General features: G+C 65.2%; 21 protein-coding genes and 1 rRNA gene. 20 read left to right on the top strand and 2 right to left on the bottom strand.

Annotated features, from left to right (window positions below; all coding sequences use genetic code 11):
- The first annotated feature begins 171 nt into the window (after positions 1-171).
- The 7 genes from rrf to K320_RS0104040 all read left to right on the top strand — a co-directional run bounded on the left by rrf (position 172) and on the right by K320_RS0104040 (position 5675).
- A 5S ribosomal RNA gene (gene rrf / locus K320_RS0104070) occupies positions 172-284 on the top strand.
- A 158-nt stretch (positions 285-442) separates the two neighbouring features.
- Positions 443-853: a MerR family transcriptional regulator gene (locus K320_RS0104065; protein WP_024537601.1), complete on the top strand. Its 411-nt coding sequence runs from the start codon at positions 443-445 to the stop codon at positions 851-853.
- Positions 854-909: 56 nt separating this feature from the next.
- Positions 910-2100 carry an isovaleryl-CoA dehydrogenase gene (locus K320_RS0104060; RefSeq protein WP_024537600.1) on the top strand — a complete coding sequence of 397 codons (1191 nt, stop codon included), beginning with the start codon at positions 910-912 and terminating at the stop codon, positions 2098-2100.
- Between the two features lie 36 nt (positions 2101-2136).
- Positions 2137-2799 (top strand): carbonate dehydratase, encoded by a 663-nt coding sequence (can, locus tag K320_RS0104055; protein WP_024537599.1) that lies wholly within the window; start codon positions 2137-2139, stop codon positions 2797-2799.
- A 71-nt stretch (positions 2800-2870) separates the two neighbouring features.
- Positions 2871-4052 carry an acetyl-CoA C-acyltransferase gene (locus tag K320_RS0104050; RefSeq protein WP_029695795.1) on the top strand — a complete coding sequence of 394 codons (1182 nt, stop codon included), beginning with the start codon at positions 2871-2873 and terminating at the stop codon, positions 4050-4052.
- 70 nt (positions 4053-4122) lie between these two features.
- Complete coding sequence (locus tag K320_RS0104045; RefSeq protein WP_024537597.1) at positions 4123-5253, top strand: acyl-CoA dehydrogenase family protein; 1131 nt, start codon at positions 4123-4125, stop codon at positions 5251-5253.
- A gap of 23 nt (positions 5254-5276) precedes the next feature.
- Positions 5277-5675 carry a YchJ family protein gene (locus tag K320_RS0104040; protein WP_051384825.1) on the top strand — a complete coding sequence of 133 codons (399 nt, stop codon included), beginning with the start codon at positions 5277-5279 and terminating at the stop codon, positions 5673-5675.
- Here the strand turns inward: K320_RS0104040 and K320_RS0104035 are convergent.
- Entirely contained in the window at positions 5658-6734 is a 1077-nt protein-coding gene (locus tag K320_RS0104035; protein ID WP_024537595.1) for an AraC family transcriptional regulator, read from the bottom strand. The two genes, K320_RS0104040 and K320_RS0104035, sit on opposite strands and share 18 nt — an antisense overlap.
- A 114-nt stretch (positions 6735-6848) precedes the next feature.
- On the opposite strand from K320_RS0104035, the gene K320_RS0104030 reads away from it, so the two are divergent.
- A complete protein-coding gene (locus K320_RS0104030; protein ID WP_024537594.1) occupies positions 6849-8561 on the top strand; it encodes an AMP-binding protein in 1713 nt (570 codons plus the stop codon).
- A gap of 30 nt (positions 8562-8591) precedes the next feature.
- Here the strand turns inward: K320_RS0104030 and K320_RS0104025 are convergent, their stop codons facing one another.
- Positions 8592-10313 (bottom strand): Na+/H+ antiporter, encoded by a 1722-nt coding sequence (locus tag K320_RS0104025; protein ID WP_024537593.1) that lies wholly within the window; start codon positions 10311-10313, stop codon positions 8592-8594.
- Between the two features lie 95 nt (positions 10314-10408).
- On the opposite strand from K320_RS0104025, the gene K320_RS0104020 reads away from it, so the two are divergent.
- The 12 genes from K320_RS0104020 to K320_RS19425 all read left to right on the top strand — a co-directional run bounded on the left by K320_RS0104020 (position 10409) and on the right by K320_RS19425 (position 23182).
- Entirely contained in the window at positions 10409-12016 is a 1608-nt protein-coding gene (locus tag K320_RS0104020) for a carboxyl transferase domain-containing protein (RefSeq protein WP_024537592.1), read from the top strand.
- 42 nt (positions 12017-12058) lie between these two features.
- Positions 12059-12388, top strand: coding sequence for a type II toxin-antitoxin system VapB family antitoxin (locus tag K320_RS18540; protein ID WP_024537591.1), 330 nt, complete (start codon positions 12059-12061; stop codon positions 12386-12388).
- Positions 12375-12776 (top strand): type II toxin-antitoxin system VapC family toxin, encoded by a 402-nt coding sequence (vapC, locus tag K320_RS0104010; protein ID WP_024537590.1) that lies wholly within the window; start codon positions 12375-12377, stop codon positions 12774-12776. The genes K320_RS18540 and vapC overlap by 14 nt, the downstream gene beginning before the upstream one ends.
- 57 nt (positions 12777-12833) lie before the next feature.
- On the top strand, positions 12834-13619 hold the full coding sequence (locus tag K320_RS0104005; protein WP_024537589.1) for an enoyl-CoA hydratase/isomerase family protein: 786 nt from the start codon (positions 12834-12836) through the stop codon (positions 13617-13619).
- Between the two features lie 24 nt (positions 13620-13643).
- Positions 13644-14327, top strand: coding sequence for a DUF4126 domain-containing protein (locus K320_RS0104000; protein ID WP_024537588.1), 684 nt, complete (start codon positions 13644-13646; stop codon positions 14325-14327).
- 115 nt (positions 14328-14442) lie between these two features.
- The gene (locus tag K320_RS0103995; protein WP_024537587.1) at positions 14443-16488 is read left to right on the top strand and encodes an acetyl-CoA carboxylase biotin carboxylase subunit; all 2046 of its coding nucleotides are present in this window, start codon (positions 14443-14445) and stop codon (positions 16486-16488) included.
- 13 nt (positions 16489-16501) lie between these two features.
- Positions 16502-17410: a hydroxymethylglutaryl-CoA lyase gene (locus K320_RS0103990; RefSeq protein WP_024537586.1), complete on the top strand. Its 909-nt coding sequence runs from the start codon at positions 16502-16504 to the stop codon at positions 17408-17410.
- 7 nt (positions 17411-17417) lie between these two features.
- Positions 17418-18062 (top strand): LysE family transporter, encoded by a 645-nt coding sequence (locus tag K320_RS0103985; protein ID WP_024537585.1) that lies wholly within the window; start codon positions 17418-17420, stop codon positions 18060-18062.
- 70 nt (positions 18063-18132) lie between these two features.
- Positions 18133-18756, top strand: a complete 624-nt coding sequence (locus K320_RS0103980; RefSeq protein WP_024537584.1) for an ankyrin repeat domain-containing protein — start codon at positions 18133-18135, stop codon at positions 18754-18756.
- A gap of 12 nt (positions 18757-18768) precedes the next feature.
- Positions 18769-19281, top strand: a complete 513-nt coding sequence (locus tag K320_RS0103975) for a YbaK/EbsC family protein (protein WP_024537583.1) — start codon at positions 18769-18771, stop codon at positions 19279-19281.
- 63 nt (positions 19282-19344) lie between these two features.
- Entirely contained in the window at positions 19345-19938 is a 594-nt protein-coding gene (locus K320_RS0103970; protein WP_029695791.1) for a DsbA family protein, read from the top strand.
- A gap of 289 nt (positions 19939-20227) precedes the next feature.
- Positions 20228-23182 carry a class I SAM-dependent DNA methyltransferase gene (locus tag K320_RS19425; RefSeq protein ID WP_024537582.1) on the top strand — a complete coding sequence of 985 codons (2955 nt, stop codon included), beginning with the start codon at positions 20228-20230 and terminating at the stop codon, positions 23180-23182.
- Positions 23183-23189 lie beyond the last annotated feature (7 nt).

Raw genomic sequence — 23189 nt, 5'->3', positions numbered from 1 at the left:
CCTGAGCTAACCAGTACTAATTGCCCGTGCGGCTTGACCCTATAACCTTGACGCCAACCGTGCTGCACCAGCTGCAGCACAACGCCTCAAGACCATGCCAAGGACACAATCAAATTCCATTCGACTCTATGAACGGTCTGCGCCACCAAACAGCACAGACCCCCCTTTACGCCTGATGACAATAGCAAGCTGGCACCACCCCTTCCCTTCCCGAACAGGACCGTGAAACAGCTTCGCGCCAATGATAGTGCGGGTCCCCGTGTGAAAGTAGGTCATCGTCAGGCACCATCACCACACCACAACCCCCTGCCTCCAGCAAGAGCAGGGGGTTTGGTTTTTGGGGGCACAATCCGATGGTCGTATCGCTCCCTGACATGCAAGTACCGCGCAGCAGCGCCGGACAGCTGAAGTGGCGACGGTGCGCGCGCCACTTACGATTCCCATGAGCACCACTTTCACCATCAGCGATCTGGCACGCGAGTTTGACCTTACGACGCGCGCCATCCGCTTCTACGAGGACATGGGTTTGCTGCGGCCGGAGCGCGCTGGCACGGGAGGGCGCTTGCGTGTCTACAGCGGGCGTGATCGCACGCGGCTGAAATTGACCTTGCGGGCCAAGCGCCTGGGCCTTTCGCTGATGCAGGCCAAGGAAATCATCGACCTCTATGACAGTCCGCGCGATACCGGGGCACAGTTGACCAGATTTCTGGAGGTCTTGCATCAGCACCGTGAGCAGTTGGAAGCGCAGAAGAGGGATCTGCAGGCCAATCTCGACGAGATACGTGCACATGAGCACGAGGCCAGGGGTCTGCTTGCGCAGCTTGATAAGCGTAAAGAAATCAGGGACAATTAACGTTTACGTAAACGTCAAACAATCCAGAGGGCCTCGCCCCACTTCAGGAGACTTTCATGAGCGTTCTGCATTCGCTGCCCGGTTTGAATTTCCAGCTTGGTGAGGATATTGATGCGCTGCGCGACGCCGTGCGCGATTTCGCTCAGGCAGAAATCGCGCCGCGCGCCGCAGAGATCGATCATACGGACCAGTTTCCGATGGATGTCTGGCGCAAGCTGGGCGATCTGGGTGTCCTGGGAGTAACGGTGTCCGAGGAGTATGGCGGCGCCAATCTGGGTTACCTCGCGCACATGATTGCCATGGAAGAAATTTCGCGTGCCAGTGCGTCAGTGGGCCTTTCCTACGGAGCGCACAGCAATCTCTGCGTGAACCAGATCAACCGCAATGGCAATGCTGCGCAGAAGGCCAAATACCTGCCCAGGCTGATCAGCGGCGAGCATGTCGGCGCGCTGGCGATGAGCGAGCCAGGCGCGGGTTCGGACGTGATCAGCATGAAGCTGCGCGCGGAGGACAAAGGCGGCTATTACCTGCTCAACGGCGCCAAGATGTGGATCACCAATGGGCCGGATGCCGACACACTCGTGGTCTATGCCAAGACAGAGCCCGAGCTGGGCGCGCGTGGCGTGACGGCTTTCCTGATCGAGAAGGGCATGAAGGGCTTTTCCATCGCGCAGAAGCTCGACAAGCTCGGCATGCGCGGCAGCCACACGGGCGAACTGGTGTTCCAGGATGTGGAGGTGCCGGCCGAGAACGTGCTCGGCGGCGTGAACAACGGCGCCAGGGTGCTGATGAGCGGCCTGGATTACGAACGCGCGGTGCTGACCGGCGGGCCGCTTGGCATCATGCAGGCGGTGATGGACAACGTCGTGCCCTATATCCACGACCGCAAGCAGTTTGGCCAGAGCATAGGTGAGTTCCAGCTCATCCAGGGCAAGGTGGCCGACATGTACACCGTGCTGCAAGCGGCACGCTCGTTTGCCTACACCGTCGCCAAGAACCTGGACATGCTGGGCAAGGACCATGTGCGCCAGGTGCGCAAGGACTGCGCGAGCGTGATTCTCTGGTGCGCCGAGAAGGCGACCTGGATGGCGGGCGAGGGCATACAGATTCACGGCGGCAATGGCTACATCAATGAATTTCCGCTCGGCCGCCTGTGGCGCGACGCCAAGCTGTACGAGATCGGTGCGGGCACGAGCGAAATCCGCCGCATGCTGATTGGCCGCGAGTTGTTCGCGGAAACCTGTTGAGCAGCAGTTCTGCCCGTTATCCATAGGAGAGGCTGGATGCCTACAACGAATATTGCCACCCTGTTCGAGAACAATCGCGCATGGGCCGCGCAGATGGAGAAGGAGCGCCCGGGTTTTTTCACCAACCTCAAGGCGCAACAGAAGCCGCGCTACATGTGGATAGGCTGCTCGGACAGCCGGGTTCCAGCGAATCAGATTTCGGGCCTGGAGCCGGGCGAAGTCTTCGTGCACCGCAACATCTCCAATGTCGTGGTGCCGACCGACCTCAACTGCCTGTCGGTGGTGCAGTACGCGGTCGATCAGCTCAAGGTCGCGCACCTGATGATCGTCGGGCATTACGGCTGCGGCGGCGTGCTCGCGGCGCTGCAGAACCTGCGCATCGGCCTGGCCGACAACTGGATCCGCCATGTGCAGGATGTGCGCGACAAGCACCTGGCCCTGCTGGACAAGACCCCGGTGCAGTGGCGCCACGACGTGCTGTGCGAGCTCAATGCGATCGAGCAGGTGGTGAACATGGCGCATTCCACCGTGATTCAGGATGCCTGGGCACGCGGCCAGAAACTGGAGCTGCATGCCTGGTGCTACGGCCTGAAGGATGGTTTGATCACCGACCTGAAGATGACGGTGCCCAGCGTGAACGGCCTTGAAGATGCCTACCGCGAGGCGATCGCGCTCGTGGGTTCGCGCCAGCGCGGCTGAAACGCGGAGCCCACGTGGCGTGGGCGCCAGGCCACCAATCCGGTTGATTTTCGTTTTTCCAGGAGATTGAAATGCAGGATCCCATCGTCATCGTCGGCGCCGCGCGTACCCCCATGGGCGCGTTCATGGGCGACTTCGCCAGCCTGGCTGCGCACGACCTCGGCGGAGCCGCCATCAAGGCGGCCGTGCAGCAGGCCGGCATGGCGCCGGACAAGGTGGATGAGGTGCTGTTCGGCAACTGCCTCATGGCCGGCCAGGGCCAGGCACCGGCGCGCCAGGCGGCGCACAAGGCCGGGCTGCCGCGCAGCACGGGGGCGGTGACGCTGTCCAAGATGTGCGGCTCGGGCATGGAGTGCGCCATCCTCGCGCACGACCAGCTGGTGGCCGGCAGTCGTGACGTGATGGTGGCGGGCGGCATGGAAAGCATGACCGGCGCGCCCTACTTGCTGCAAAAGGGCCGCGGCGGCTATCGCATGGGGCACGACAAGGTGTATGACCACATGATGCTCGATGGTCTGGAGGATGCCTACGAGCCGGGCCGCGCCATGGGCACGTTTGGCGAAGACTGCGCCGCCAAATACCATTTCACGCGCGAGCAGCAGGATGCATTTGCGATTGAAAGCGTCAGGCGCGCGCAGCAGGCTGCGCAAACCGGCGGTTTCAAGGAGGAAATCGCGCCGGTGACCTTTTCCACGCGCAAGGGCGAGGTGACCGTGGCGATCGACGAAGGCCCGGCCAAGGCCAGGCTGGACAAGATTGCCACGCTGCGCCCGGCGTTCAAGAAGGACGGCACGATCACCGCGGCGTCGAGCTCCAGCATCAACGACGGCGCGGCGGCGCTGGTGATGATGCGCGCTTCGACGGCGAAGGAACTCGGCTGCAAGCCCCTGGCGAAGATCGTCGCGCATGCCACGCACGCGCAGGAGCCGAACTGGTTCACCACCGCGCCCATCGGGGCAACGGAAAAGGCGCTGAAAAAGGCCGGCTGGAGCGTGGGCGACGTGGATCTGTGGGAAGTCAACGAGGCCTTTGCCGTGGTGCCGATGGCGCTGATGCACGATTTGAAGGTGCCGCACGAGAAAGTCAACGTCAACGGCGGCGCCTGCGCGCTCGGTCACCCTATCGGCGCCAGCGGCGCACGCATCATGGTGACCTTGATGTATGCGCTCAAGGCGCGCGGCCTCAAGAAGGGCCTGGCGACGCTGTGCATCGGTGGCGGCGAGGCGACGGCGGTGGCCATCGAATTGCTTTGATGTGCTTTTAAAAATGGAGCTGACGGCGCTTGATGGGTAAGCGCTGAAGGCCTTTTTTGCTGAGTAGACCATGCTGTTGAATTCCGACCAGGAAATGATCCGCGATGCGGTGCGCGACTTCGTGCGCGAGCAGATTGCGCCCCACGCCGCGCGCTGGGACAAGGAACACCATTTCCCGCGCGAGGTGCATCGGGGTCTGGCGCAGCTGGGCGCCTATGGCATCTGCGTGCCGGAGGCGCTGGGCGGCGCCGGGCTGGACTACCTGACGCTGGCGCTGGTGCTGGAAGAAATCGCGGCGGGCGATGGCGGCACCAGCACGGCGATTTCCGTCACCAATTGCCCTGTCAATGCCATCCTGATGCGCTATGGCAATCCGGCGCAGCAGCGCCAATGGCTTGCACCGCTGGCGCGCGGGGAAATGCTGGGCGCGTTCTGCCTGACCGAGCCGCATGTGGGCTCGGATGCTTCGGCGCTGCGTACCACGGCCATCAGGGACGGCGATGGCTACGTGGTCAACGGCGTCAAGCAGTTCATCACCAGCGGCAAGAACGGTCAGGTGGCGATCGTCATCGCCGTGACCGACAAGGCCGCCGGCAAGCGCGGCATGAGCGCCTTCATCGTGCCGACCGATGCGCCGGGTTATGCGGTGGCGCGGCTGGAGGACAAGCTGGGCCAGCACAGCAGCGACACGGCGCAGATCCAGTTCGAGAACTGCCGTGTGCCGGCGGAAAACCTGATCGGCGCGGAGGGCGAGGGCTACAAGATCGCGCTCTCGGCGCTCGAAGGCGGGCGCATCGGCATTGCGGCGCAGAGCGTGGGCATGGCGCGTGCGGCGCTGGACTGCGCGGTGCACTATGCCAAGGAGCGCGAGAGTTTTGGGACGCCCATCTTCAATCACCAGGCCGTGGGCTTCAGGCTTGCGGATTGCGCTACGCAATTGGAAGCGGCACGCCAGCTCATCTGGCATGCGGCCAGCCTGCGCGATGCGGGCAGGCCCTGCCTGAAGGAGGCCGCCATGGCCAAGCTGTTCGCCAGCGAAATGGCCGAGCGCGTGTGCAGCGCCGCCATCCAGACGCTGGGTGGCTACGGCTATGTGAGCGATTTTCCGCTGGAGCGCATCTACCGCGACGTGCGCGTGTGCCAGATCTACGAGGGCACGAGCGATGTGCAGAAGATCCTGATCCAGCGGGCGCTGGCGTGAGCCCGTCTTGTCCCTGCGGGCGCATGGATGTGCGCGGCAAGCCTTTTGTCTATGCCGACTGCTGCGGGCGCTACATCGACCATGGGGAGGACTGCCCGGCACCCGATGCCGAGAGCCTCATGCGCTCGCGCTACACCGCCTTCGTGCGCAAGGATGAGCGCTATCTGCTGGCCACCTGGCATGCGGACAGGCGCCCGTCGCGCGTGCGCTTCGAGGCCGGCGGCCAATGGCTGGGTTTGCAGGTGCGCGGCCATCGCATGACGGGCGATGCCAGCGCCGAAGTGGAATTTGTCGCCCGCTTTCGCGCCGCCGGCGGCAAGGCCGAGCGCCTGCGGGAGCTGAGCCGCTTTGTGCGCGAGGAAGGGCGCTGGTACTACGTCGATGGCGTGCACGCTCCAGCGCCGTCACACGCCGCCGCGTGACTGCGCGCGCCACTGCGCGGGAGCCATCCCTGTCCAGCCGCGGAACGCGCGGATGAAGCTCTTTTCGTTGGCATAACCCGCCGCCAGCGCCACCAGCTTGATCGGGCGGTCGGAGTGGCGCAGCAGCTGCCTGGCCTGGCCCAGGCGCACTTCGTTCTTGAGCTGCTGCAGCGAGCTGCCTTCCTGCCGCAGCTGCCGGTGCAGCGTGCGCGGTGAAAGATTCAGCCGCTCGGCCAGCAAGGTCGCGCCCTGCAGCGTGGCCGGGTCGTCGGCCAGCAACTGGCGTACGCGTGCACTCAGAAGGCGCTCGTGGCGGTACTGCAGCACGGTCAGCGGCAGGGCGCGCCGCAGCATCTGGCGCAGCGCGGCTTCATCGCGCGCCAACGGCAGTGCAAGATAACTTGAATCAAAATGAATAGCTGCTTGCGCAGCACCAAAGCCGACTGGGCCTGGAAAAAGCAATGAATACGTGCTGGCGTGCACTGGCGCTTCAAACGGAAACTCCACCGCCCGCAGCGGCAGGCGTGAATCGACAAACCAGCAGGCCAGGCCATGGATGTTGCGCAGCACCGAGACCAGGCAAAACTCGCGCAGGCTGCCGCCGGCGCCCAGGGGGCGGTGCTCGGCGATGGCGATGGCTGCGCCGGCGCCGTCCGCGCTCAATGAAAGCGTGATCGCATCGGCCAGCAGCCGGTGGTGGCGGCACCAGCGCGCCAGCGCCAGGCCCAGGTGCGGCGCGCTGATGGAAGCGCGCGCCAGCATGCCGTAGCTGCCCCAGGGCAGACGCCGCTCGAACCAGCCCAGCGCCTCGTCATCGAGCTCGTGCATGGCCGCGCCGCACAGTGCCTCCATCTGCCAGGCGGTGATGCGGGCGTCCTCGTGGGCCACCTCTCCTGGCGTGATTTGTGCCGCTTGCAAGGCCGCGCCAGGGTCCATCCCACGCTGCGCATAGACCTGCACGACGGCGCGCACGAACGCCATGGGTGTCGCGGCTGCACCACCGCGCCGGTGGGGCAGGCGCGGTCCGGCGGAGAGCGAGAACAGGGTAGGTGTGTACATGCGGGTCTGTGGTGTCGTGCGCGGGCGTGGCAATTATTGCAACCTTGCTGTCGCCATCTGCGCAGGCATGCAACGTATTCTTGCGGCGCATCACGCTTTCCAAGGAGACAAACCATGACCCAGACCCCTCTGAGCCAGAGCTACGCCCGCGGCAGCGAAGCCACGCCGCTCATCGAGCAGACCATTGGCGACTACTTCCGCGACAAGGCGGCGGGCCTGCCCGAGCGGGATGCGCTCATCAGCCGCCATCAGGGCCTGCGCTACACCTATGCGCAGCTGCATGCGCGGCAGCGGCGCCTTGCCAGCGCCTTGCTGGGCCTGGGCCTGCAGCCGGGCGATCGCATCGGCATCTGGTCGCACAACAACGCCGAGTGGGTGCTGATGCAGCTGGCCACCGCGCAGGTCGGCCTGATCCTGGTCAACATCAACCCGGCCTACCGCACGGCGGAGCTGGAATACGCGCTCAACAAAGTGGGCTGCAAGGCGCTGGTGACCATGGCGCAATTCAAGACCAGTGATTACCTGGGCATGCTGCGCGAGCTGGCGCCCGAAATGAACCGCTGCGCGCCGGGCGAACTGCACGCCGCGCGCCTGCCCGAGCTGCGCACCGTGGTCTGGATCGATGTGGCGGGGCAGGGCGAGGAACAGCCCGGCGCGATGCGCTTTTCCAGCCTGATGGACCAAGGCGACCCGCAGGAGGCGCGTATTGACTCCATTGCCGCGACGCTCAAGGCCACCGATCCGATCAACATCCAGTTCACCAGTGGCACCACGGGCTTTCCCAAGGGCGCGACGCTGACGCACCGCAACATCCTGAACAACGGCCTGTTCATCGGCGATTGCATGCAACTCACGCCCGCGGATCGGCTGTGCATTCCCGTGCCGCTGTACCACTGCTTCGGCATGGTGCTGGGCAATCTGGCCTGTTTCACGCATGGCGCGGCCATCGTTTACCCCAACGATGCGTTCGACCCGGTTTCGGTGCTGGAGACCGTGCAGGCCGAAAAATGCACCGCCCTGCACGGCGTGCCGACGATGTTCATCGCCGAGCTGGACCACCCGCGCTTTGCCGAATTCGACCTCTCCAGCCTGCGCACCGGCATCATGGCCGACAGCCCCTGCCCGGTGGAGGTGATGAAGCGCGTGCAGCGCGACATGAACATGACCGAGGTGACGATTGCCTACGGCATGACCGAAACCAGCCCGGTGAGCTGCCAGAGCAGCACCGATACGCCGCTGGAAAAGCGCGTCTCCACCGTGGGCCAGGTGCAGCCGCACCTGGAGATCAAGATCGTCGACCCCGAGACCGGCGCCGTCGTGGCGATCGGCGAGCGTGGCGAGTTCTGCACCAGGGGCTATTCCGTCATGGCGGGCTACTGGGGCGATGCAGCGATGACGGACGAAGCGATCGACGCCGACGGCTGGATGCACACCGGCGACCTGGCGACGATGGATGGCGAGGGCTATGTGAACATCGTCGGCCGCATCAAGGACATGGTGATCCGTGGCGGTGAAAATCTTTACCCGCGCGAGATCGAGGAATTTCTGTACCGACACCCCATGGTGCAGGACGTGCAGGTGGTGGGCGTGCCGGACCGGAAATACGGCGAGGAGCTCTGCGCCTGGATCATCGCCAAGCAGGGCACCGAGCCCACGGAAGAAGACATCCGCGCCTTTTGCAAGGGCCAGATCGCGCACTACAAGGTGCCGCGCTACATCCGGTTCGTCAGCGGCTTTCCGATGACGGTGACGGGCAAAATCCAGAAATTCAAAATCCGCGAGGCCATGGTCGAGGGACTGCAGCTGCGCTGCGAACCGACGGCCTGAAACGTCCGCGTGTCCAAGCCCGACAGGCGTCTAGATGTCGCCCACCGGCAGGCCGGCGGCGCGGCGCGCCACGGCCAGGCGCTTGCGCATGGCGACCTCCTGCAGGTCGAGTTCGCTGACCAGGCTGCGCAGCGACTCATCGTTGATGCGGTGCGCCTGGCGTTCGCTGTAGTACCGGTCTCTTTCCGCGCGGATGCAGTCAAGCCGCGCCTCGATCTCCAGCACGTAGCGCAGCTTGCGCTGGCGCACCACCTCGGGCGCCTCGCGCTGCGCTTCGACGGTGGAGGCCGTGCCGCTGCCGTCGTCAAGCAGCTGGATGCGGTTGCGGTATTCCTGCGTCAGGTGGCCGTTGACCTCCTGGCGCATCGCGATCCACTCGGCGTCGTGTTTTTGCAGCTCTTCATCGCTGAGCGTCAGCCGCGCGATGGCGGCCAGGCAGGCCTGCTCGCGCGCCAGGCGCTCCTCGCGCAGCGTGGGCGATTCGGCGGTACGCGGCAGGTAGCGCAAGATGAGCGGCAGGCTGATCGAACCCAGCACCAGGGTGAAGAGAATGGTTCCGGTGGCGAGAAAGATCAGCATGTCGCGCGCCGGGAACGGCACGCCTTCGCTGAGCACCATGGGGACGGAGAGCGCGCCGGCCAGCGTCACCGCGCCACGAATCCCGGCCATGGTGGTTGCCAGGTTCAAGAGTGCCGAAGGGCGCTCGGCCATCTTGCCCTGGTGATGGGCGCGGGAGAGCGCGCGGTGCACGCCCAGCGTCAGCCAGACCCAGCGCATCAGCAGCAGCGCGGTGGAGATCGCGGCCACGTAGCCCACCAGTATCCAGGCGTCGTGATGACCGGCTTCGTGCAAGGTCACGCCGATGATGGACGGCAGCTGCAGGCCCAGCAGCAGGAAGATGGCGCCATTGAACGAGGACTCCACCATGCTCCAGGTGCCGGTCGTCTGCATGCGCTCGCTGATGTAGCTGCTGCGCTCAAGGTCGCCGAAATTGGTCGCCACGCCCGCGGCCACCGCCGACAGGATGCCCGACACGCCGATCTTCTCGCCGACGATGTAGGCGGCAAACGGCAGCAGCACCAGCAGCAGCACCATTTGCGTGGCCGCCACGTCGCCCAGGCGGTGCGTGATGGTGCCGCGCGCGTGCGAGAAGCCCCAGCCCAGCAGCGCACCCACGCCTAGGCCGCCCACGGCCATCCAGGTGAAATCCCTGGCCACCTCGTTCCACGAAAACAGGCCGGTGAGCGTGGCGGCAACGCTGAACTTGAGCGCCACCAGGCCCGATGCGTCGTTGAGCAGCGATTCGCCTTCGAGCACGTGCATGGTCTTCTCGGGCATGCCCAGGTTGCGCGTGATCGACGAGACGGCGACCGCATCGGTCGGGGAGATGACGGCCGCCAGCGCAAAGGCCACCGTGAGCGGCATCTCGGGAATCATCCAGTGGATCAGGTAACCCAGCCCCACCACGGTGAACAGCACCAGCCCGAAGGCGAGCAGCAGGATGGGCCGCGCCAGGGCGAAAAATTCACGCTTGGGGATGCGCCAGCCGTCGGCGAACAGCAGCGGCGGGATGAACAGCAGCAAAAACAGCTCGGGGTCGAACGCGATGTGCAGCCCCGCCTGCGGCCACGCGATGAGCGCGCCCAGCGCGATCTGGATCAACGGCAGCGGGACGGCGCGGATGTAGCGCGCCACAATGCCCGTGAGCGCGCCCAGGAGCAGGACGAGCAAGACGATTTCGACGGTATGCATGCGGTATTTTCTTATGCCGCCGCTGCCCCTGCTTGCAGCGTGCGCCGCGAAAAACTCCGACACTCCCATCCAACACAACAGCAAAGAGGTCAGCCATGAGCATTCTGGGGACGCAACTCAATCCGCGTTCCGCGGGTTTTCAGGCCAACGCGGCCGCCATGCAGGCGCTGGTCGATGACTTGCGCGCACACCTGGAGCGCATCGCGCTCGGGGGCAGCGAATCCTCGCGCCAGCGCCATGTCTCGCGCGGCAAGCTGCTGCCGCGCGACCGGGTGCAGCAGCTGCTCGATCCGGGTACACCCTTCCTTGAAGTTGCACCGCTCGCGGCATTGAACATGTATGGCAACGATGCGCCCTGCGCCAGCCTGATCGCGGGCATCGGGCGGGTGTCGGGCGTGGATTGCATGATCGTCTGCAACGACGCGACGGTGAAGGGCGGCACCTACTACCCGATCACGGTGAAAAAGCACCTGCGCGCGCAGGAGATCGCGCAGCAGAACCGCCTGCCCTGCATTTACCTGGTGGATTCGGGCGGCGCCAACCTGCCCAACCAGGACGAGGTCTTCCCCGACCGCGAACACTTCGGCCGCATCTTCTACAACCAGGCCAACCTGAGCGCGCAGGGCATCGCGCAGATCGCCGTGGTGATGGGCTCGTGCACGGCGGGCGGCGCCTACGTGCCGGCGATGAGCGACGAATCCATCATCGTGAAAAACCAGGGCACCATCTTCCTCGGTGGCCCACCGCTGGTGAAGGCTGCCACCGGCGAGGTGGTGAGCGCCGAGGACCTGGGCGGCGGCGACGTGCACACGCGCCTTTCGGGCGTGGCGGACCATTTGGCGCAGAACGACATGCATGCGCTGGCGCTGGCGCGGCAGGCCGTGGCGAATTTGAATAAAAACAAGGCTGCAACGCCCGGTGACATTGCGCCGGAAGCTCCCAAATATGGAGCAAAAGAACTCTATGGCGTGATTCCGACGGATACGCGCAAGCCCTTTGACGTGCGCGAGATCATTGCCCGCGTCGTCGATGCCAGCGCCTTTGACGAGTTCAAGGCGCGTTTTGGCACCACGCTGGTCTGCGGCTTCGCGCGCATCGAGGGCATGCAGGTGGGCATCATCGCCAACAACGGCATTCTGTTCAGCGAATCGGCGCAGAAGGGCGCACACTTCATCGAGCTGTGCTGCCAGCGCAAGGTGCCGCTGATCTTCCTGCAGAACATCACCGGCTTCATGGTCGGGCGCAAGTACGAGAACGAAGGCATCGCCCGCCACGGCGCCAAGCTGGTCACGGCGGTGGCCACGGCGGCGGTGCCCAAATTCACCATCATCATCGGCGGCAGCTTTGGCGCGGGCAACTACGGCATGTGCGGGCGGGCCTATTCGCCACGCTTTCTGTGGATGTGGCCGAACGCGCGCATCTCCGTGATGGGCGGCGAGCAGGCCGCGAGCGTGCTGGCCACCGTCAAGCGCGACGGCATCGAGCACAAGGGCGGCCACTGGAGCGCCGAGGAAGAAGAAGCCTTCAAGGCGCCGATCCGCCAGCAGTACGAAGAGCAGGGCCACCCCTATTACGCCAGCGCCCGCCTGTGGGACGACGGCGTGATCGACCCGGCCGACACGCGCCGTGTGCTCGCGCTGGGTCTGGCAGCCACGCGCAACGCACCGATCGACGATACAAAATTTGGCGTTTTCCGCATGTGAAGCGCATAATGTGTACTCATTAGGCATTAAATACACATTGACATGCGAACCAATATCGACATCGACGACGACTTGCTGGCCAAGGCCATGCATGCCGGCCCTTTCACCACCAAGAAGGAAACGGTGGAAGCCGGGCTGCGCCTGCTGGCACGGCACGCGGCGTACCGCGAGATACTCAAGTGGAAGGGCAAGCTCAAGTGGGAGGGCGACGAATCCATTGACTGGACACAGCCCGATCCCGACGAACCCGAGGAAGCACTTGCTCCGCAATCCGCGTTGACGGCGCAGGAGCCGCGCGCGCGCTACAAGCCGCAAAGCACTGCCGCGGCGGCGGGTGGCGACAAGAAAGCAGGCCGCCGTGCTCGTCGTTGATTCCAGCGTGTGGATCGATTTTTTCAACGACCGGCCCGCGGCCGCGTGCGACGAGCTCGATCGCTTGCTGGCTGATGGCCACACGCGCCTGGTGGTCCCTGACCTGGTGCTGTATGAAGTGCTGCGCGGCTTTCGCCACGAACGCGCATTGCGCCAGGCGCGCCTGCTGCTGCAAACCCTCAGCGTCGAACCCTGCAGCGGTGAAGACCTGGCGGTTGCGGCCGCCGAGCACTACCGCCAGCTGCGTGCGCGCGGCATCACCATACGCAGCGGCATCGACGTGATGATCGGCGCGTTCTGCATCGAACAAGACTATTTTTTATTGCACAGCGATCGCGATTACGACGCGATGGCTCTGCATCGCGGCCTGCGGGTGTGGGGTCAGTGAGATTCGTCTCGCCGCCATGCCTGCTCTGAATCATCTGCAGCAAGAGAAAGTCCAGCCATGCCATCCGCCTTGCGTATCGACCAGCACGACCACACCGCCACCGTCACGCTCGCGCGGGCCGAAGTGCGCAACGCCTTCAACGATGAAGTGATCGCCGAGCTGACGCAGGCGTTCGCGCGGCTGGGCGCTGATGCCGGCGTGCGCGCCATCGTGCTGGCGGCCGAAGGCCCGGCGTTTTGCGCGGGGGCGGATCTGAACTGGATGCGCCGCATGGCGGATTACACGCACGAGGAAAACATTGCCGACGCGGCCAAACTCGCCGAAATGCTGCGCGTGATGTATGAATGCCCCAAGCCCACCGTTGCTCGCGTGCAGGGCGATGTCTATGCCGGCGGCATGGGGCTGGTCGCGGTGTGCGACCTGGCCGTCAGCGTCGATACCGCGCACTTCTGCCTGAGCGAGGTCAAGCTCGGCCTGGCGCCGGCCACCATCAGCCCCTACGTCATCCGCGCGATGGGCCCGCGTGCGGCGCACCGGTACTTTCTGACGGCGGAGCGCTTCACCGCCGCCGAAGCGCTGCGCATCGGCCTGGTGCATGAGGTCGCTCCGCTGGACGGGCTGGACGCGGTGGTGGAAAACTGGGTCCGCGCGCTGTGCAGTGCCAGCCCCAACGCAGTCCGCGCCACCAAGCGCCTGGTGCAGGATGTGGCGCAGCAGCAGATCAACGCGGCGCTGATCGCCGAGACGGTGCGCGGCATCGCCGACATCCGCGCGAGCAGCGAGGGCAAGGACGGTGTGCAGGGTTTTCTGCAGAAGCGCAAGCCGGGCTGGCTGGCGCACTGAACGGGGCAACGGGAGAGACGCACCATGGAAACCGCCTTGATGGACCTGCAGCAATGGTGGGGCGGCCTGGGGTCGCAGGTCGGCGGCGTGGCGGCGGGCTGGGACTTGACCAAGCTGCTGGCGCTGGCGGCCGCCCTGGGCTGGGCCAGCGGTCTCAGGCTGTATGCGGTGGTGTTTCTGGTGGGGCTGGCGGGGGCTTCTGGGTGGGTCAACTTGCCGGCGGGTCTGGCGGCGCTGCAGCATCCGGTGGTGCTGATGGTGAGCGGCGCCATGCTGTTCATCGAATTTTTCGCCGACAAGATTCCGTGGCTGGACAGCGTCTGGGACACCATCCACGCCTTCATCCGCGTGCCCGCCGGGGCAGCATTGGCGGCCAGCGTGTTCGGCATGAACGATTCGACCATGGCGCTGGTGGCGGGTCTGCTGGGCGGTTCGCTCTCGGCCACCGCGCTCGCCACCAAGATGACCACGCGCGCGGCGGCCAATCTCTCGCCCGAGCCGTTTTCCAACTGGGGGCTGTCGTTCTTCGAGGATGGCATCGTCGTCGCGGCGCTGTGGCTGGCGCTGCAGCACCCGCTGTGGTTTGCCGCAGCGCTGATCGTGGTGCTGGCAATTTCAGTCGTTTTGCTGGTGGTGTTGTTCAAATTCCTGCGCGCCGTTTTCAGGCGCGTGTCATCCGTGTTTTCAGGTTCTGTGAAGGTGGCGTGAATGTTCAAGAAAATTCTGATAGCAAACCGAGGAGAAAACGGCTGCGCAGCAGACGTTTCGTCAAATTGCCTGGCACGCGCCAGCGTGCAGCAGGCGATGAGCCGCGGAGGGCGCCATGTTTAAGAAAATCCTGATCGCCAACCGCGGCGAAATCGCCTGCCGTGTCGCGGCGACCGCGCGCCGCATGGGCGTGAAAACGGTGGCGGTGTATTCCGATGCCGATGCGCATGCCAAGCATGTCGCCGCCTGCGACGAGGCGGTGCACATCGGCGCCAGCGCGCCCAAGGACAGCTACCTGCGCTGGCAGGCCATCATCGATGCCGCCAAGGCCACGGGTGCCGAAGCGATTCACCCCGGCTACGGTTTCTTGAGCGAGAACACGCACTTTGCGCAGGCCTGCGCGGATGCCGGGCTGGTTTTCATCGGCCCGCTGCCAGCGAGCATCCAGGCCATGGGGCTGAAGGCCGAATCCAAGCGCCTGATGGCCAAGGCGGGCGTGCCGCTGGTGCCGGGCTACCAGGGCGAAGACCAGGGCCCGGCCCTGCTGCAGCGCGAGGCCGACCAGATCGGCTACCCGGTACTCATCAAGGCCAGCGCGGGCGGCGGCGGCAAGGGCATGCGCGAGGTCTACAAGAGCGCCGACTTCGCCGAAGCCCTGGCCTCGTGCAAGCGCGAGGCAATCAACAGCTTTGCCAACGACGCGGTGCTGATCGAAAAACTGGTGCAGCGCCCGCGCCACATCGAAATTCAGATTTTTGGCGACGCGCAGGGCAACTGCGTCTATCTCTTCGAGCGCGATTGCTCCACCCAGCGGCGCCACCAGAAGGTGCTCGAAGAATCTCCCGCGCCCGGCCTCACGCCCGAGCTGCGCCAGAAGATGGGCGAGGCAGCGGTGGCGGCGGCCAAGGCAGTGAATTACGTCGGCGCCGGCACGGTGGAATTCATCGTCGAGCAGCCTGGCGGCTACGCCCACCCCGAGCAGATGCAGTTCTTCTTCATGGAGATGAACACGCGCCTGCAGGTCGAACACCCGGTGACCGAAGCCATCAGCGGCCAGGATCTGGTGGAGTGGCAGCTGCGCGTGGCGGCGGGCGAGCCGCTGCCCTGCACCCAGCGGGATCTGCACATCACCGGCCACGCGATCGAGGCGCGCATCTGCGCCGAGACGCCGGACAATGACTTCCTGCCCGCCACCGGGCAGCTCGCCGTCTACCGCAAGCCGCCGCACGTGGGCTTCGAGCGCGCGGCTTTCGGTGGCACCGGCATCCACGTGCGCTTTGACGACGGCGTGCGCGAGGGCGATGCCATCAGCCCGTTCTACGACAGCATGGTGGCCAAGCTCATCGTGCATGGCGGCACGCGCGAGGAGGCTCTCGCGCGCATGGCGACGGCGCTCGCCGCAACGCATATCGTGGGCCTGTCCACCAATCTGCAGTTTCTGCGCCGTCTGGTCACCAGCCACGCCTTTGCCACGGCGCAACTGGACACCGCCCTGATAGAGCGCGAGCGCGCCGTGCTGTTCCACCAGGAGCCGGTGGGCCTGCCCCTGGCCGCCGCCGCGGCCGTGGCGCACACCCTGCTGGCCGAGCGCGCGCAGGAAACGAACGACCCGTTCAGCCGCCGCGATGGCTGGCAATCGCATGGCGCGTTCACGCGTCGGCTGGCGCTGCAGTTTGGCGATGCCGATGCCAAGGCGCAGTTGCACTACGGCCACGATGGGGCATTGCAACTGACGGTGGGGGAAGGGGCGCAGGCGGTAGCGGGCGCGCTGGAATTCGAGCGCAGACCGGACGGCGCGATCGATCTGCGCTTTGGCGCGCAGCGTGAAGCACTCATGGTGTACGCCCACGGCGGAACGCTGCACGTCTTTGCACCGCAGGGCGCCACGCGCATCCGCATGATCGATCAGCTGGTGCAGGCCAGCGCGGCACAAGAAGAGGGTGGGCGCCTGACGGCCCCCATGCCGGGCAAGGTGGTCTCGTTTGCCGTGAAGGCGGGTGACAAGGTCAGCAAAGGCCAGGCGCTGGCGGTGATGGAGGCGATGAAGATGGAGCACACCATCGCCGCACCGCGCGACGGCGTGGTGGCAGAGTTGATCTACGCGCCGGGCGATCAGGTGGCCGAAGGCGATGAATTGCTCAAGCTTGAAGCTGCAGCCTGAGGAGACCCACCCCATGGATTACCCGAACCAGGTACGCATCATCGACGTCGGCCCGCGCGACGGGCTGCAGAACGAAAAATCGCCGGTGGCCAGCGGCGACAAGATCGCGCTGGTCGGCAAGCTGCAGGCGGCCGGCCTGCGCGAGATCGAGGTGACGAGCTACGTCTCGCCCAAATGGGTGCCGCAGATGGCGGACAACCATGCGGTGATGCAAGGCATCGCGCGCGATGCTGCCGTGCGCTACAGCGTGCTGGTGCCCAACCTCAAGGGCTGGGAGGCGGCGGTGCAGGACCGACCCGACGAAATCGTCGTCTTCGGCGCCGCGAGCGAAGCCTTCAGCCAGAAGAACATCAATTGCTCGATCGCCGAGAGCATGGAGCGTTTCGCTCCTGTCGTTGAAGCCGCACTTGCTGCGGGCATAGCGGTGCGCGGCGCGATGAGCTGCACCGTGGGTTGCCCGTATGAAGGCGAGATTGCGCCTGCGCGTGTGGAGTACCTGGCCGGTCTGATGCGCGGGATAGGCGTGCAGCGCGTGGACGTGGCCGACACCATAGGCGTGGGCACGCCGCTCAAGGTGCAGCGCGCGATCGAGGCCACGCTCAAGCACTACGACATCGCCCACATCTCCGGGCATTTCCACGATACCTATGGGCAGGCGATAGGCAACACCGTCGCCGCGCTGCAGATGGGGGTGTGGAACTTCCAATCCTCGGTCGCAGGCTTGGGCGGCTGCCCCTACGCCAAGGGCGCGACGGGCAATGTGGCGACCGAGGATGTGGTTTATCTGATGCACGGCTTGGGGATAGAGACGGGCATAGACCTGAACCAACTCGTCGATGCCGGTGCCTTCATCAGCAACGCGATCGGCAAGAAGCCGCAATCGCGCGTGGCGGTCGCCATCCTCAACAAACGGGCAGGTTGAGGCAACCATGGACCTGCATGTGTGGCTGGCGTATTTCGTCGCCTCGTGGGCGATTGCGCTCTCGCCCGGCTCGGGTGCGGTGCTCTCGATGAGCCATGGCCTGGCCTACGGCGTGCGCCAGGCCAGCGCCACCATTCTGGGGCTGCAGGCTGGGCTGGCCATCATCCTGCTGGTGGCGGGCGCGGGCATAGGGGCGTTGCTGCTGGCCTCCAGCACCGCCTTCACGGTGGTCAAGGTGCTGGGCGCGGCCTACCTGCTGTGGCTGGGCTTCAAGCAGTGGAATGCGCCGGTGCTTGCGGCGCCGGATGGGGCCTCGGCCGCGCCGCAGCAAGCGCTGAGCGCGCGCCAGCGCTTCATGCTCGGGCTGTTCACGAATGCGACCAACCCCAAGGGCATCGTGTTCATGGTGGCCGTCCTCCCGCAGTTCCTCAGCCCCGATCGCCCCCTGTGGCTGCAGCTGCTGATCCTGCTGGCAACCACCTTGGGCGTGGACGTGGTGGTGATGCACGGCTATGCCGCGCTGGCGTCCAGCCTGCGCCGCTGGCTCTCGTCGGCGCGCACCCGGCGGGTACAGAACCGTGTCATCGGCGGCGTGCTGATGGCCATGGGCGCAAGCCTGGCCTTCGTGGGCCGGGTGGCGCGCGCCGGGTGATGGAGCCAGCGGGCAGGTTGAACGCATGAGGCGCTTATCCAGACGCGGCATGCTGCAAGGGACGGTTGTGATGTGCATGACGGGCTTTGGCAGCGCGAACGCACAGGCCAAAAGACTGCACGACGCGGTGGAACGCAACGATCTTGCCGCGCTGCGGGCCCTGATCGCCGATCAGGTATCGCTGAACGAACGCGATGGGCAAGGCCGCACGCCGCTGCTGCTGGCCACGCAGAACAACCGCGTTGAAGCAGCACGCCTGCTCATCGAGGCCGGTGCCGACGTGAACGCCAAGGACGCGGTCAGCGACAGTGCCTACCTGCTCGCCGGTGCGCGTGGCTACAACGAAATTCTGCAGCTCACCCTCACCCACGGCGCAGACCTCAAGAGCGTGAACCGCTACGGCGGCACCGCCTTGATTCCGGCCTGCGAGCGCGGGCATGTGCAGACGGTGCGCCTGTTGATCGCCGCCGGTGTGGACGTGAACCAAATCAACCGCCTGGGCTGGACCTGCCTGCTTGAAGCCGTGATTCTGGGTGACGGCGGGGCGCGGCACCTGGCCATCGTGGGCCAGCTCATTGCCGCCAAGGCCGATCTGAATCTGGCCGATGCGCAGGGCGTGACGGCCCTGCAGCATGCGCGGCAGAAGGGGCAGAGCGCGGTGGCGACCCTGCTGCAGGAGGCCGGGGCGCGCTAAAGTTGACGCTCTATGCCAGACACAACCCCACTACCTTCCAATGACAGCGTGCAGCGCGTCGTCGCCGCACTTCAGGCGGCCGGCCACCCCCATGCGCCGCAGATGCTCGACAACTCGGCGCGTACCGCGCAGGAGGCGGCAGATGCGCTGGGCATCACCGTCGGCCAGATCGCCAAGAGCATCATCTTCCGGCGAAAGAGCGATGGCGCGGCGGTGCTCGTCGTCACCTCGGGCGACCGGCGTGTCGATGAAAAGAAAGTCAGCGCGCTCGTCGGCCCCATAGGCCGGGCCGATGCCGATTTCGTCAAGGAAGCGACGGGCTTCACCATAGGCGGCGTCTCACCCGTGGGGTTCATCAAGCCGCCCGTCACCCTGATCGACCGCGAGCTGCTGCGCTTTGAGGAAATCTGGGCGGCGGCTGGGCACCCGCATGCGGTGTTTCGCCTCAAGCCGCAGGACCTGGAGCGCCTGACCGGCGCGCCCGTGGCTGACGTAGTGCAGGCGCCAAAGTCGCAAGCTTCCTAAAATATAGCTGTCAGCGCTTGCTGGGTAAGCGTTTGAGCCACTTTTTGTTTGAAATTCAACGTCATGCGCGACATCATTTTTTATCTGGACTTTGTCTCGCCCTATTCGTGGCTGGCCTTCAACCGCCTGCCCGAGGCGCTGCAGGGCCTGAGCCTGCGCGTGCGCTACAAGCCCGTGGTGCTGGGCGCGCTGCTGCAGCAGTTCAGCAATCCGGGCCCCGTGGGCGTTGCACCCAAAAAGGCGTGGACCGAGCGGCATGTGCGCTGGCTGGGTCACTCCCTCGGCTGCGGGCTCGATTACCCGCCGCAGTTCCCGTTCAACAGCATTCCGCTGCTGCGCCTGGCGCTCACCACCAGCGAGGAGGGCTTTATCAACCGCTACGTCGCGGGCACGGCGCTGCGCCATGTGTGGCTGGGCGGGCTTGACCCGCTGGCGCCTGAGCGCATGGAGCAACTGACGCAATCGCTGGCCGAGCAGTGGCACCCCGAGGGCGACGCCGCCGCGCATGCCAAGCAACTGCTGCGCACCAACACCGACGAAGCGGCTGCGAATGGGGTGTTCGGCGTGCCGATGTTCGAGGTGGACGGCAAACACTTCTGGGGGCTGGACAGCCTGCCCATGCTGCGTGCGTATCTGGAGGGGGATGCGTGGTTTTAGGGGCCGTGTGCCCTCACCCCAACCCTCTCTCAGAGGGAGAGTGAGAAAAACCGGCTTGACTTGTCGCCGTTGGACAAAATGGGCGCGGCCTATCACCCTCGCCCCTTTGGGGCTGAAGGCTGCGGCTCCGGTTGCGCCTGCGCGCAACTGGACAGCCTGAAGAGCGCAGCGTCTTGCTGCAGCCCCCGGGAGGGGTGAGGGGCTTGCGGCGCGACGATTCCATTGCAAATTCAATAGCTGCCCACGCTTGATGGACAAGGCAAACACCCACATTTGATATAAACTCGCGATGCCCCTGTCCTGGAACGAGATCAAATCCCGCGCGCTGGCCTTCAGCCGCACCTGGGAAGGCGCCGCCAACGAAGACTCCGAGGCCAAGCTCTTCTGGATTGCGTTCTTCGAAATTTTCGGCATCACCGACAAGCGCGTTGCCACCTTCGAGCTGAACGTCAAGAAGCACGGCGGTGGGCAGGGCTTCGTCGATCTGTTCTGGCCCGGCATGCTGCTGGTGGAGCAGAAATCGCGCGGCAAAAACCTGGATGCGGCGTTTGACCAGGCGCTGGGTTACTTCCCCGGCATTCTGGAGCGCGACCTGCCGCAGATCATCATCGTCTGCGACTTCGCGCGCTTTCGCGTGCATCAGCTCGCCAGCGGCCGGGCGGTGGAATTTGCGCTCGCAGACCTGCACAAGCATGTGCGCCTGTTCGGCTTCATCGCGGGCTACAAGGCGCAAGAAATCAAGGCGCAGAACCCCGTCAACATCCACGCGGCCGAGCGCATGGGCCGCCTGCACGATGCGCTCAAAAATTCGGGCTACGAAGGCCACCCGCTGGAAGTGCTGCTGGTGCGCCTGCTGTTCTGCCTGTTTGCGGACGACACCGGCATCTTCCAGCCCGCCAACGCGTTGCGCCTGTTCATCGAAGAGCGCACGCAGGCCGACGGCGGCGACCTCGGCCCGCGCCTGGCGCAGCTTTTTCAGGTGCTCAACACGCCCGAGCACCAGCGCAGCAAACACCTGGACGAGCAGCTTGCCGCCTTCCCCTACGTCAACGGCCGGCTGTTTGAAGAGCCGCTGCCCATGGCCGACTTTGACGCCGCGATGCGCGACGCGCTGCTCGATGCCTGCGCGCTCGACTGGTCGGCCATTTCGCCGGCCATCTTCGGCAGTCTGTTCCAGAGCATCATGGATACGACCGCCCGCCGCAACCTGGGCGCGCACTACACCAGCGAGGAGAACATCCTCAAGCTCATCAAGCCCTTGTTCCTCGATGCGCTCTGGGCCGAGTTCTACAAGGTCAAGAGCAACAAAAACCGCCTGTTTGAATTCCACAAGAAGCTGCGCCTGCTCACGTTTTTTGACCCGGCCTGCGGTTGCGGCAACTTCCTCGTCATCAGCTACCGCGAACTGCGGCTGCTGGAGCTGGAGGTGCTGCGCGCCAGCTACCAGAGTGGCCAGCAAAGCCTGGACGTGCACCAGCTCATCAGCCTGGATGTCGATCAGTTTTACGGCATCGAAATCGAGGAATTCCCGGCGCAGATCGCGCAGGTGGCTCTGTGGCTGGTCGATCACCAGATGAACCTGCGCGTGAGCGAGGAATTCGGCATGTACTTTGCGCGCATCCCGCTCAAGAACGCGCCGCATGTGGTGCACGGCAACGCGCTTGCGCTGGATTGGAACGCGGTGCTGCCGGCAGAGCAGTGCAGCTATGTGCTGGGCAACCCGCCGTTCCTCGGCAAGAAGGAGCAGAGCGCCGCGCAAAAGGCCGATTTCGAGCGCGTGATGGGGCACATCAAGGGCTTTGGCGTGCTGGATTTCGTCTCTGCCTGGTATGTGAAAGCCACGCGCTATTTGCAGGGCGTTTCAACTCCAACCTCCTTTGGAGAGGGCGTGATTCCAACTCCCTCCCCCTCTGGGGGAGGGCAGGGGTGGGGGCTGGCGGCGATGGCTGAAGCACCTGCCTTGGCAAGCGCCGCAAGCCCCCATCCCCACCTTCCCCCAACGGGGGAAGGAGCAAAACCGCGAGCCGCCTTCGTCTCCACCAACAGCATCACCCAGGGCGAGCAGGTTGGTGTGCTCTGGGGCTGGCTGCTGGCGCAGGGCGTGCACATCCACTTTGCGCACCGCACCTTCTCGTGGAGCAACGAGGCCAGGGGCAAGGCGGCGGTGCATTGCGTCATCGTCGGCTTCGGCCTGCAGGACGCAGAAGGGAAAACCATCTACGAATACGAAGACATCAAGGGCGAACCGCTGGCGGTGCCTGCCGCGCATATCAGTCCCTATCTGGTGGATGCGCCCGACGTGGTGCTGGTCAAACGCTCGCGGCCGATCGCCGATGTACCCGGCATTCTGGAAGGCAGCGCGCTGATCGACGATGGGCACTTTCTGCTGGACGACGTACAGGCCGACGCCGTGCGCGCCAGCCACCCTGATGCCCACACGCTGCTGCGCAAGCTCTACAGCGGCGAGGACTTCCTCAACGGCCGTTTTCGCTGGTGCCTGTGGCTCAAAGACGCTTCCCCCGCTTTGCTGCGCGGCATGCCGCTGGTGCTGCAGCGGGTGGAGCAGGTGCGCCAGTTCCGCCAGCGCAGCCAGCGCGCCGCCACCGCTGCGTTGGCTGCCACGCCCACGCTGTTTGGCGAGCTGCGTCAGCCGCAGGGCCACTACCTCTACATCCCCAAGACTTCGTCGGAGCGGCGCCGCTACGTCCCCATCGGATTCATGCCGCCCGAGGCGCTGATCAACAACACCAGCCTGTTCGTTGACCACGCCAGTCTGCGCGAATTCGGCGTTCTCGGCAGCGCCATGCACAACGCCTGGATGCGCGCCGTCGGGGGACGCCTGAAAAACGATTTCCGCTACTCCGCCGCCATCGTCTACAACAACTTCCCCTGGCCCGATCTCCCGCAAAAATCAGAGCCAAATCGGCCTCCAACGCCCGCCTACAAAGCGCGAGCAGCTATCGAAACCGCTGCGCAAACCGTGCTCGACGCCCGCGCCCAGTTCCCCGGCGGCAGCCTCGCCGACCTGTACGACCCGCTCACCATGCCGCCCGCCTTGCTGCGCGCGCACCAGAAGCTCGACGCGGCCGTGGACGCCGCCTACGCGCTGTGCGGCGGCAGGAAAACCTGGAAGAACGACGCCGAGCGCGTGGCGTTTCTGTTTGCGCGCTATCAGCAGCTCACCAGCCTGCTGCCGGTGGGCAAGGTGAAGCGGGGGCGCGGGCGCCGAGCTCCCTCTTCTTGATCGAGTG

It is taken from the genome of Comamonas badia DSM 17552 (assembly GCF_000484635.1).
GTDB lineage: Bacteria > Pseudomonadota > Gammaproteobacteria > Burkholderiales > Burkholderiaceae_C > Comamonas_C > Comamonas_C badia.
Note: the sequence above shows the minus strand (reverse complement) of the source record. Positions and strands in the feature narration are given on the sequence as shown.